General features: G+C 71.0%; 9 protein-coding genes. 2 read left to right on the forward strand and 7 right to left on the reverse strand.

The genetic code is table 11. The annotated features are described in order from the left end of the window. Window positions 1-67: 67 nt before the first annotated feature. Both folP and TR49_RS24985 read right to left on the reverse strand, forming a co-directional pair. On the reverse strand, window positions 68-934 hold the full coding sequence (gene folP, locus TR49_RS24980; RefSeq protein WP_236653516.1) for a dihydropteroate synthase: 867 nt from the start codon (window positions 932-934) through the stop codon (window positions 68-70). A gap of 58 nt (window positions 935-992) precedes the next feature. After that, on the reverse strand, window positions 993-2801 hold the full coding sequence (locus TR49_RS24985) for a phosphatidylglycerol lysyltransferase domain-containing protein (RefSeq protein WP_042385515.1): 1809 nt from the start codon (window positions 2799-2801) through the stop codon (window positions 993-995). Between the two features lie 214 nt (window positions 2802-3015). Here TR49_RS24985 and TR49_RS24990 point away from each other — a divergent pair, with 214 nt between their 5' ends. Together TR49_RS24990 and TR49_RS24995 are read left to right on the forward strand one after the other, a co-directional pair. Next, a complete protein-coding gene (locus TR49_RS24990) occupies window positions 3016-4173 on the forward strand; it encodes an alpha/beta hydrolase (protein WP_042385517.1) in 1158 nt (385 codons plus the stop codon). A gap of 70 nt (window positions 4174-4243) precedes the next feature. Then, window positions 4244-5383 carry an alpha/beta hydrolase gene (locus TR49_RS24995; RefSeq protein ID WP_042385518.1) on the forward strand — a complete coding sequence of 380 codons (1140 nt, stop codon included), beginning with the start codon at window positions 4244-4246 and terminating at the stop codon, window positions 5381-5383. A 31-nt stretch (window positions 5384-5414) separates the two neighbouring features. On the opposite strand, the gene folE is transcribed toward TR49_RS24995, so the two are convergent. The 5 genes from folE to TR49_RS25020 form a co-directional block, all read right to left on the reverse strand. Continuing rightward, the gene (folE, locus tag TR49_RS25000; RefSeq protein WP_042385520.1) at window positions 5415-6023 is read right to left on the reverse strand and encodes a GTP cyclohydrolase I FolE; all 609 of its coding nucleotides are present in this window, start codon (window positions 6021-6023) and stop codon (window positions 5415-5417) included. Between the two features lie 99 nt (window positions 6024-6122). Then, on the reverse strand, window positions 6123-8123 hold the full coding sequence (gene ftsH, locus TR49_RS25005) for an ATP-dependent zinc metalloprotease FtsH (RefSeq protein WP_042385524.1): 2001 nt from the start codon (window positions 8121-8123) through the stop codon (window positions 6123-6125). 251 nt (window positions 8124-8374) lie between these two features. Continuing rightward, a complete protein-coding gene (gene hpt, locus TR49_RS25010) occupies window positions 8375-8929 on the reverse strand; it encodes a hypoxanthine phosphoribosyltransferase (protein ID WP_042385527.1) in 555 nt (184 codons plus the stop codon). Between the two features lie 81 nt (window positions 8930-9010). Then, window positions 9011-10129: a tRNA lysidine(34) synthetase TilS gene (gene tilS / locus TR49_RS25015; RefSeq protein WP_042385529.1), complete on the reverse strand. Its 1119-nt coding sequence runs from the start codon at window positions 10127-10129 to the stop codon at window positions 9011-9013. Between the two features lie 211 nt (window positions 10130-10340). Continuing rightward, on the reverse strand, window positions 10341-11459 hold the full coding sequence (locus TR49_RS25020; RefSeq protein ID WP_042385531.1) for a zinc-dependent metalloprotease: 1119 nt from the start codon (window positions 11457-11459) through the stop codon (window positions 10341-10343). Between the last annotated feature and the right edge of the window lie 73 nt (window positions 11460-11532).

An 11532-nucleotide genomic window follows, 5' to 3' on the forward strand; every position in this document is an offset into this window, starting at 1 on the left:
GCGTAGAGGGCGTCGTTGGCCTCCCGGACGGCGTCGGCCTCCGCCTTGCTGCCGCGCGGGACGCCGGTCACCGCTCCGCCCGGGCGGAGCGCAGCGCCGCCTCGACGCGGACGGCGTCGGCGCTGGCGGCGACCTCGTGCACGCGCACCGCCCAGGCCCCGGCCGCGGCCGCGAGCGCGGAGACGGCGGCGGTCGCCGCGTCCCGCTCCCTGGCCGGGCGGGGTTCCCCCGTGGCGGCGTCGGCCAGCAGCGTGCCGAGGAAGCGCTTGCGCGAGGCGGCGACGAGCAGCGGGTGCCCGAGCCGGCTCCAGGCGTCCAGGCGGGCCAGCAGCGCCCAGTCGTCCTCGCGGGTCTTGGCGAAGCCCAGCCCCGGGTCGACGATCAGCTGCTCCGGCCGGACTCCGGCGGCCACCACGGCCTCGGTCTGCGCCTCGACCTCGGCCACGACCTCGCGGACCACGTCCTCGTAGCGGGCCAGCGCGTCCATCTCCGTCGACTGGCCGCGCCAGTGCATCACCACGAAGGGGACCCCGGTCTCTGCCGCGACCTTGACCATGTTCGCGTCGGCACGCCCGCCGCTCACGTCGTTGATCACCTTCGCCCCGGCGGCGACGGCCGCCTCGGCGACGGCGGCGCGCATGGTGTCCACGCTGACGGTCACCCCGGCGGCGGCGAGCCCCGTCACGACGGGGATCACCCGGCGCAGCTCCTCCTCCTCGGTGACCCGCTTGGCCCCGGGCCGGGTGGACTCCCCGCCGACGTCGACCAGGTCGGCGCCATGCCGCGTCAGTTCGACGCCGTGCGCGACCGCCTTGTCCGGGTCGAGCCAGAGCCCGCCGTCCGAGAAGGAGTCGGGTGTGACGTTGACGACGCCCATGACCCCGCAGCGGCCCCAATCGGCCAGCCCGGGAAGGTGTCGGTGCGGAGTCTCCATGGCTTGATTATCCCGCCCGACCGCGCCCGGCCCGCGCCCCTCCCGGCGGAGGCGGGTGTCAGCGGGGCGCGGGGACCGTGATGGCGGCGTTCGGCTCCCGGCGCTCCTTCTGGAAACGGCGAAGCGACTTCGGCAGCTCCATCACGAGGAACGCCTCCGCCTGGAGCGAGGCGAGGCCGATGCGCGGCAGGTCGCCGGGGCCCGGGTAGACCAGGAAGCGCGGCTCCCAGATCGGGCGGAACTTCGCGTTGAACTTGTACAGCGACTCGATCTGGAACCACCGCGAGAGGAAGACCAGCAGCCCGCGCCAGGCACGCAGCACCGGGCCCGCACCGATGCGCTCGCCGCGCGCCAGCGCGCTGCGGAACATCGCGAAGTTCAGCGAGACGCGCGTGACGCCCAGTTCGGGGCAGGCCTGCAGCGCCTTGACGATCAGCAGCTCGTTGAGGCCGGGGTCGGCGTCGCGGTCGCGGCGCATCAGGTCGAGCGAGATGCCGTCCTTGCCCCACGGCACGAAGTGCAGCACCGCCCGGATGTCCGAACTCCCCTCGGGCGCACCCTCGATGGCCTTGTGCGCGGTGACCACGACGCAGCCCTCGTCGCGGATGTCGCCGAAGCGGCCGAGCGCCATGGAGAAGCCGCGCTCGGTCTCGGTGCCGCGCCAGGCGTCCGCGGCGTGGCGGATCGCGTCGCGCTCCTGCGCGTCCAGGGCCTCGACCCGGCGGACCCGGCACTCGTAGCCGGCGCGCTCGATGCGCTTGACCATCTGGCGGACGTTGCGCATCGCGCGGCCCTCCAGGGTGAACTCCTCGACCTCGACGATCGCCTCGTCGCCGATCTCCAGCGCGTCCAGGCCCGCCTCGCGGGTCCAGACCTCACCGCCCTGCTCGCTGCAGCCCATGACCGCGGGAACCCAGGCGTGCTTGTGGGCCTCCTCCATGAAGACCTTGATCGCGCCGGGCCAGGCCTCGACGTCGCCGATCGGGTCGCCGGAGGCGAGCATGACACCGGAGACGACGCGGTAGGCGATGGCCGCCTTGCCGGTCGGCGAGAAGAGCACGCTCTTGTCGCGGCGCAGCGCGAAGTAGCCCAGCGAGTCGCGGGCGCCGTGCTTGCCCAGCAGCTCGCGGACGTGCTGCTCCTCGGAGGCGTCCAGCTCGGCGAAGGGCTTGGACGGGCGCAGCGCCAGCCAGATGGTGCTGACGGCGGTGAAGAAACCGAGGCCGGCGAGCGAGTAGTAGACCAGGTCGCCGGTGCGGCTGCCGGTGTAGTGGATCGGGCCGCCGACGCCGACCAGGCCCCAGAAGACCTCCCAGAACCGCTCGCGCAGCGAGGGGTCGCCGACGGTGGTCCTGGCGTGGGCACTCACGATGATCATGCCGAGGCCGAAGCTCAGCACCAGCATCACCACGAAGTTGACCGCCGCGCGCCAGCGCGTGCGCGGGTCCGAAAGCGCGTAGAACTCACGGTGGTTGAGCAGCAGGACAACCCAGACCACGAGCGTGATCACCGCGGTGCCGGTGTGGTGCCAGCGCAGCAGCTCCATCACGAAACCGACCGGCAGCAGCACCGCGACGGCCCGGAAGGCGCGCAGCTTACGGCGACGCAGCGCGTGCGCCAGCATGATCAGCACGATGCCGATGACGAGCGAGAGCGCGGTCGCGACCGTGGTCACCGTGCCCGGCAGCAGCGTCGCCAGCTTGTGCATCCGGCTCTCGCGGATGTGCGGGGCGACGCCGGCCACGATGTCGAAGAGACCGATCAGGGCTGTGGCGTAGCCCACAGCCCTGGGCACCCATGGGCGGGAGACCTTGGGGATCGGCAGGCCCTTGCGGGTCGGTCGCTCGGTGGCCACGGGTTCACTCATGGGAGGACAGCGTAGACGCACAGGTAAGGACTTCGTCCCACGTGAGCATGTCCCAGGTGATGACATGTAATGAATGGGTCACACATACGACTTTCCATGCGGCTTCCCAGGGAACGCTCAGGCATGCTGGTACGTCGGGCCGGGCCACCACCCTCGCGCCCGTCCGCCCCGGCATCCCGGCGCGGGTCGCAGCACGAAGGCGTAGGCACGGGGAATGGGACTCACCAGCAAGAAACTGGAGCTGCTCGTCGCACTGCTGGCTCTTGTCAGCTTCGTGGGAACGGTCTACCTCTGGCCCCGGCTGGGCGGCCGGAACTGGAAGGCCGTCCTGGGGCGGGTCGGCACGCTGCTGCTGAGTCAGCTGCTGAGTCTGATGGCGCTGGCCCTGGTCGCCAACAACTGGGGCGGCTTCTACAGCTCCTTCGGCGACCTCTTCGGCACCGACCAGGGTTCCAGCCCGACCATCGTCGACCACAGCAGGCCCGCCTCCGACGGCAAGGGCCTGGGCAGCGTCTCCGTGCAGGGCAGCAAGCCGGTGGCGCTGCAGCTGGGCGGCACGGCGGCCGGCGCCAAGGGCGGCACGGTGGAGCAGGTCGTCGTCCACGGCGGCTCGACGGGCCTTTCCGAGGACGGCTACGTCTACCTCCCGGCCGCCTACAAGGACCCGGCCTACAAGAACAAGAAGTTCCCGGTCGTGGTCGTCTTCACCGGATACCCGGGCACCCCGGAGAACCTGATCTCCCGGATGAAGTACCCGACGATAGCCGCGCAGGCGATCTACCAGAAGAAGATGCCGCCCACCGTCATGGTGCTGCTGCGCCCCTCGGTCGCGATGCCGCGCGACAACGAGTGCCAGGACATACCCGGCGGCCCGCAGGCGCAGACCTTCTTCGCCAAGGACCTGCCGCACGCCCTCGCCACCAGCTACAACGTCTCCACCGACGGCAAGGCGTGGGGCGTGATCGGTGACTCCACCGGCGGCTACTGCGCCCTCTCGCTGGCCATGCGCGAGCCCGGCTCCTTCGCTGCGGCGGCCTCGCTCTCCGGCTACTACAAGGCCGCGGAGGACTCCACCACCGGCGACCTGTTCGGCGGCAGCCAGGCCCTGCGGAACCAGGCCGACCTGATGTGGCGGGTGCAGCACCTGCCGGCCGTGCCGGTCTCCCTGCTGGTCACCAGCAGCAAGACCGAGACCGACTACAAGGCCACCGAGGCCTTCATCAAGGCGGTCACGGCCAAGCCGCCGTACCGGATCTCCTCGCTCTACCTCACCAGCGGCGGCCACAACTTCAACACCTGGAACCAGGAGACGCCGCTGGCGCTCCCGTGGGTGGCCAACAAGCTCGCCGTCCCCACCTCCGTAGGCGCCTGACCCGATCCTCTTCGCTCCCCTTCGTCGTTGAGCACCGGGAAGGTCGACCGGCGGAACGGGGAACAGGCGGATGGAGCTGACCAGTGGCGCGCTGCTCTGGACGGTTCTCGGGATCACCGTGCTGGTCACGGTGGCAACGGTGTGGCGGTGGCCGCGTCTGGCCCGCTCCGGCCGGCTCTTCGTGCTGGCCCGGCTGGGCGCGCTGCTCACCGCGCAGCTCGGCCTCGTCCTGGTCGCGGCCCTGCTGATCAACGGCTACGGCGACTTCTACCCGACCTGGGGCGACCTGCTCGGCGTGGACCAGCAGGTCACCTTCGGGGCCTCCACCGGGCCCGACGGCGACGCGCTGCCCACGGGCCACGGCTCCCGCCTGGTCCGCCCGGACGGCGCGGCCCCCGCGTTCCTCTCGGGACGGCCGACCGCCGTCGGCCAGGTCTCCACCGTCCGGCTGCTCGGGCCGCGCACGGGCCTGGCGCAGCAGGCGTACGTGTACCTGCCGCCGCAGTACTTCCAGCCGGCCTACGCGCACACCCGGTTCCCTGTGGTGCTGATGATGACCGGCTTCCCCGGCACGATCCAGACCACGCTGGACCGCCTGAACCCGCCCCGGCAGGCCTCCGGCCTGATCGCGTCCGGCCGGATGCAGCCGACGGTGCTGGTGCTGATCTCCCAGAACGTGGCGCTGCCCCGCGACACCAACTGCGTCGACTCCGTCGGCGGCCCGCGGGTGGAGACGTACTTCACCGAGGAGGTCCCGGCGGCGCTGCGCTCCGCCTACCGGCTGTTGCCCGGCCCCGACGCCTGGGCGGTGGAGGGCTACTCGGAGGGCGGCACCTGCGCGCTGGCGTTCGGCCTGCGCCACCCCTCCGTCTTCGGCGTCGTCGCGGACCTGGGCGGCGACTACGGTCTCTACGAGAACCGGCAGACCGGCGCCCTCTTCGGCCCTCCCGGCCCGGACCGCGACCGCCTGCTCCAGGAGGCGGACTTCGGCTGGCGGCTCACCCACCTGCCGCCCCCGCCGATCCGCGTACTGCTCGGCACCTCGGTCAGGGACCGCGACTACCCGGCGACGAAGCGGTTCCTCGCACAGGTCCGCGCCCCGATGCGGGCGACGCCGATGCTGCTCGCCTCGGGCGGCCACAACTTCGGCACCTGGGCGGTGGAGCAGGGGCCGATGCTGGAGTGGGTCAGCGAGCAGCTGGCGCACTGACCGGCCGGGGCGACCGCCCGCGGTCAGCAGATCAGCGCCCGATGATGAGGCTCATCGCCTCGGCGCGGGTCTTGCCGTCGCGGAGCTGGCCGCGGACGGCGGAGGTCATGGTCTTGGCCCCGGGCTTGCGGATGCCGCGGACGCTCATGCACATGTGCTCGGCCTCGACGACCACGATCACGCCGCGCGCCTCGAGGATCCGCATCAGCGAGTCCGCGATCTGCGTCGTCAGGCGCTCCTGCACCTGCGGGCGGCGGGCGTAGACGTCGACCAGGCGGGCCAGCTTGGACAGGCCGGTGATCTTGCCGTTTTCGGCGGGGATGTACCCGACGTGCGCGACGCCGTGGAACGGCAGCAGGTGGTGCTCGCAGCAGGAGACCAGCTCGATGTCCTTCACCAGGACCAACTCGTCGTGGCCCAGGTCGAAGACGGTCGTCAGCACGTCCTCGGGCTTCTGGAAGAGCCCGGCGAATATCTCCTTGTAGGCGCGCGCCACCCGGGCCGGCGTCTCCTGCAGGCCCTCGCGCTCCGGGTCCTCCCCCACGGCGATGAGCAGCTCGCGGATCGCGTCCTCGGCCCGCTTCTGGTCGAACTCCCGGACGGCTCCGGTCGAACCCTCGATGGTCACCGGATCGATCATGAGTAGTGCTCCTCGGCTGGAAGTTCGAAACAAAAGAACGCTGCCCCAAGGCTAAAGCCTCGGGGCAGCGTGAACATTTCCGGTCTCAGACCACGACCGTCACAGCTCCGGCTGCTCCAGGTTGGTGGTCGTGTCCAGCGGACCGACGGTGTCGGAGACGCCGTTGGTCAGCGCCAGCTCGCGCGGCGACTGCACCGGCGGGCGGGTGGACGGAGCCCGACGCGGCGAGCCGGTCCAGGCCGGACGCGGCGGCCGCTTCACGATCGGGGCGAAGATCTCGGCGAGCTGCTCCTTGTTCAGGGTCTCCTTGTCCAGGAGCTCCAGCACCAGGTTGTCCAGCACGTCGCGGTTCTCGACCAGGATCTCCCACGCCTCGTTGTGGGCGTTCTCGATCAGCTTCTTGACCTCCTCGTCCACCAGCGCGGCGACCTCTTCCGAGTAGTCACGCTGGTGGCCCATCTCACGGCCCAGGAAGGGCTCGGAGGAGTCGGTCCCGAACTTGATCGCGCCCAGGCGCTCGGTCATGCCGTACTGCGTGACCATGGCCCGCGCGGTGCCGGTCGCCTTCTCGATGTCGTTGGACGCGCCGGTGGTCGGGTCGTGGAAGACCAGCTCCTCCGCCGCGCGACCGCCCATCATGTAGGCGAGCTGGTCGAGCATCTCGTTGCGCGTGGTCGAGTACTTGTCCTCGTCGGGCAGCACCATCGTGTAGCCGAGGGCGCGGCCGCGGGAGAGGATCGTGACCTTGTGCACCGGGTCGCTGTTCGGCGAGGCCGCCGCGACCAGGGCGTGACCGCCCTCGTGGTACGCGGTGATCTTCTTCTCCTTGTCGGACATGATCCGCGTGCGCTTCTGCGGACCCGCCACGACGCGGTCGATCGCCTCGTCCAGGACGGTGTTGTCGATCAGCTTCTTGTCGCTGCGCGCGGTGAGCAGCGCGGCCTCGTTGAGGACGTTGCTCAGGTCGGCGCCGGTGAAGCCGGGGGTGCGGCGGGCGACGGCCGTCAGGTCGACGTCCGGGGCGACCGGCTTGCCCTTCTGGTGGACCTTGAGGATCTCCAGACGGCCGGTGAGGTCCGGGCGGTCGACCGCGATCTGGCGGTCGAAGCGGCCCGGGCGCAGCAGCGCCGGGTCGAGGATGTCGGGACGGTTGGTCGCCGCGATCAGGATCACGCCGCCCTTGACGTCGAAGCCGTCCATCTCGACCAGCAGCTGGTTGAGGGTCTGCTCGCGCTCGTCGTGACCGCCGCCGAGGCCGGCGCCGCGGTGGCGGCCGACCGCGTCGATCTCGTCGACGAAGACGATCGCCGGGGCGTTCGCCTTGGCCTGCTCGAACAGGTCGCGGACACGGCTGGCGCCGACACCCACGAACATCTCGACGAAGTCGGAGCCGGAGATCGAGTAGAACGGCACACCCGCCTCGCCGGCCACGGCACGGGCGAGCAGGGTCTTACCGGTTCCGGGCGGGCCGTAGAGCAGCACACCCTTCGGGATCTTGGCGCCCACGGCCTGGAACTTGGCCGGCTCCTGCAGGAACTCCTTGATCTCCTGGAGCTCCTCGACGGCCTCGTCGGCGCCCGCGACGTCCGCGAAGGTCGTCTTCGGGGTGTCCTTGGTGATGAGCTTCGCCTTGGACTTGCCGAACTGCATGACGCGCGAGCCGCCGCCCTGCATCTGGTTCATCAGCAGCAGGAACACGCCGACGATCAGCACGAACGGCAGCAGCGAGATCAGAATGCCGAGGAAGGCGTTCTGCTTGTCCACCTTGACGGTGTAGCTCGGCAGCTTGCCGCTGCTCACGTCCTGCTGCAGTTCGGTCTGCAGCGTCGCCGCGAACTGGTCGGAGGCGTAGGGGGCCTGGATCATGTTCGTGCCGTCGACGGACTGGCCGTCCTTCAGCTGAACCTTGATCATCTGGCTGTCACCGGTCGTGACCTGGACCGACTGGGCCTGACCCGCGTTGATCGCGCTGATGACCTTGCTGGTGTCCTCGGTCTTGTAGCCCTGGGCCGAAGACACCACCTGCATCAGCACGACGATGGCGAGGACAGCCAGCACGATCCACATCACCGGCGCACGGAAGTATCGCTTCACGTCCATCCATGCGGGGCGACCCTGGCCGCCCCGTCCCTCCTGCCACTAAGTGCGGCACCTTCGGCCCTGCGGCCGGCGGTGCGTCCTATGTCTGTGTTTGTCCTCGACCGTCCCCGATAGGAACAGCGAATTATTGGACGGTACCGCAGCCATTCTCCATGTGAACGGTTGCGTTCCCGTGTCAAACGGCTCTTCCCAGGGTCCAACGGAGGGAAACCGGGCACTGTTCCCACCGCCCCGGAGCAATCCGCCCGGGCTCAGCCGCCGTAGACGTGCGGGGCGAGCGTGCCGACGAAGGGCAGGTTGCGGAACTTCTCCGCGTAGTCCAGCCCGTAGCCGACGACGAACTCGTTCGGGATGTCGAAGCCGACGTACCTGACGTCGATCGACACCTTGGCCGCGTCCGGCTTGCGCAGCAGCGTGCAAACCTCCAGCGACGCGGGGTTGCGCGACTGCAGGTTGCTGAGCAGCCAGGACAGCGTCAGACCGGAGTCGATGATGTCCTCGACGATCAGCACGTCGCGGCCGGAGATGTCGGTGTCCAGGTCCTTGAGGATGCGGACCACGCCGGAGGACTTGGTGCCCATCCCGTAGGAGGAGACCGCCATCCAGTCCATGGTGACATCGGAGTGCAGCGTCCGGGCCAGGTCGGCCATCACCATGACCGCGCCCTTGAGCACGCCCACGATGAGCAGATCCTTGCCCGCGTAGTCACGGTCGATCTGCGCGCCGAGCTCGAGCAGCTTGGCGTCGATCTCGTCCTTGCTGATGAGCACCTTGGCAAGGTCGGTGCCCATGTCCTTCTCGTCCACCCGCGCTACTTCCTCGAAGCTGGATTCCGCAGAGTCGTCCCTGCGCCTGCGTTCCTCAACCTTACGGGAGCGCCGGAAGTCTCAGGCTCGCCGGAAGGCCAGCAGCCCGGCCCGACGCCCCATCCGGACGTTGCCGGGCAGATGCACGGGCCCCTGGCCGTGCCAGGCGGTGACCAGCTGGTCCATGGCCTCGACATGGCGCGCGAACAGCTCCCCGCCCGGGGAGCCGGCGGCCAGCGCGGCCCGGCGCAGCACCCGGCGGCGGACGGCGGCGGGCAGGTCGGCCAGGCGCGCGCAGTCGAGACCGTCGGCCCGGGTGACCTCCGTCTCCACCTGGCCCGCCCACGCGTCGAGGGCGTCGGCGTCGTCGCGGAACAGCCGCGCGGTGCGGGCCAGGGCCTCGACCACGCCGCCGCCGAGGTGCTTCTCCAGCACCGGCAGCACCTCGTGGCGGACCCGGGCGCGGGTGTAGGCCGGGTCGGTGTTGTGCGGATCGTCCCAGACCGGCAGGTCGAGCACGTGGCAGGCGGCGCGGGTGGTGGCCCGGTCGAGCTCCAGGAACGGGCGGCGGTAGCGGCCGGCGACGACGGGCATGCCGCTGAGCGAGCGGGTGCCGCTGCCCCGGGCGAGGCCGAGCAGCACCGTCTCGGCCTGGTCGTCGCGGGTGTGGCCGAGGAGCACGGCGCGAGCGCCGTGGCGCTCGGCGGCGGCCTCCAGCGCGGCGTAGCGGGCGTCCCGCGCGGCCGCCTCGGGGCCGCCGTGGCCGCGGGCGGCAGGAACGTTCACGCCGAGCGCGTCGACCGGGTCGAGGCCGAGGTCGCGCAGGCGCGCGGCGACCTCCACGGCGCGGGTGGTGGAGCCGGTCTGGAGCCCGTGGTCGACGGTCACCGCGCCGGCGCGGATGCCCAGCTTGGCGGCCTCGAAGACGGTGGCGGCGGCCAGGGCCATCGAGTCGGCCCCGCCGGAGCAGGCCACCAGCACGAGCGGCGCGGAGGACGCCGGCTTCGGGCGCGGCCTGCGGTACTTCGCGTGCCGCGGGTCGACGTCGCCCACGGAGCGGATGAACTGCGGGGGTACGGCGGCTTCGTTCCCGGGGGCTCGGCTCCCGGGGGCGAAAGTGGCGGGAACCTCGTCGGAGAACTCGGCGAGTACCCGGCGCACCGCCAGGCGTATCGCCGCTACCGCGGGATGGGGGCCCATGACCGATCACTCCTCAGGGCGGGTGGACTGCCGCATCGTCTCACACCCAGAGTGACGGGGATGTTGCTCATCGTCGCAGAAGTCATCGACGACACGCGGAGGCGTCGTCGTCCCGCAGTACCGGTTCGATCGGACGAGTGAATGCCGAACCGTTTCGGCGGGACGGCGGCGTTTCGCCGGTCCGCCGCCCCGCGGGCGGGCTGACGGTGCCTCAACGATGCATCCGGGCCACCCAGGCGGCCGGGTTGTGGATCTCCTCCCGCGTGGGGAGGGTGTTCGGGGACGTCCAGACCTTGTTGAAGCCCTCCATCCCGACGGCGTCCAGCACCGCGTTCACGAAGACGGCTCCGTCCTGGTACTGACGCAGCTTCGCGTCCATGCCGAGCAGACGCCGCAGCAACTGGTCCATCCGGCTCGCGCCCTTGGCGCGCCGCTGCTGGAACTTCTCGCGGATCTCGCCGACGGACGGCACGACCTGCGGCCCCACCCCGTCCATCACCACGTCGGCGTGGCCCTCCAGCAGCGACATCACGGCCGTCAGCCGGCCGAGGATCTCCCGCTGGGTCGGCGTCTGGACGACCTCGACCAGGTTCTCCGGCTTCTGCCCGCCCTCGGTGAGGGCCTCGCGCAGCCGCTCGAAGAGCGTGCCCGGGTCGATCTCGGTCTCGGCGAGGAACGCCTGGATCTCCCCCTCGATGTGGTCCCGCAGCCACGGCACCGCCGTGAACTGGGTCCGGTGGGTCTCCTCGTGCAGGCAGACCCACAGCCGGAAGTCGTGCGGGTCCACGTCCAGCTCCCGCTCGACGGCGACGATGTTCGGCGCGACCAGCAGCAGCCGTCCCGGCGGGGTGGCCGGCCTGCCGTCCTCGAAGGCGGAGAGGTCGGCCGGCACGTCCGCCGGCGCGAAGGTCTCGTACTGCCCGAGCACCTTGGTGGACAGGAACGACAGCACCAGCCCGAGCTCGACGCCGGTCATCTTGCTGCCGACCGCGCTCATCGCCGCCCCGCCCGGCAGGTTCGCCCGCCGGGCGGCGAGCTTGCCCGTGAGCGGGCTGATGACGGTCCGGAACCCGGCCACGTTCGCCTTGATCCACCCCGGCCGGTCCACGACGAGCACGGGGGTGTTGCTCTCCGGCGCGCCCATGCGCGTGTACGCGCGCACGTGCTCCTCCGCCTCGCGGGCGTGGGTCCGGAGCTCGGCGACGACGGCACGTGCCTCCTCCCGCGTCACCTCCGGTCCCGGCCGCACGAGGCGGGTCGCCGTGGCGACCGCGAGGTCCCAGTCGATCATGTCCGTGCCGTTGCTGCTGCTGCCGCTGGCGCTCGTCATGCGTTCAACCGTACGTTCTCCCGGCCGGTTCGGGCAGCAGCGTCGCACGATCGAGGAGTCGCACCGCCCGGGT

This window comes from Streptacidiphilus melanogenes (assembly GCF_000787835.1).
Lineage (GTDB): Bacteria > Actinomycetota > Actinomycetes > Streptomycetales > Streptomycetaceae > Streptacidiphilus > Streptacidiphilus melanogenes.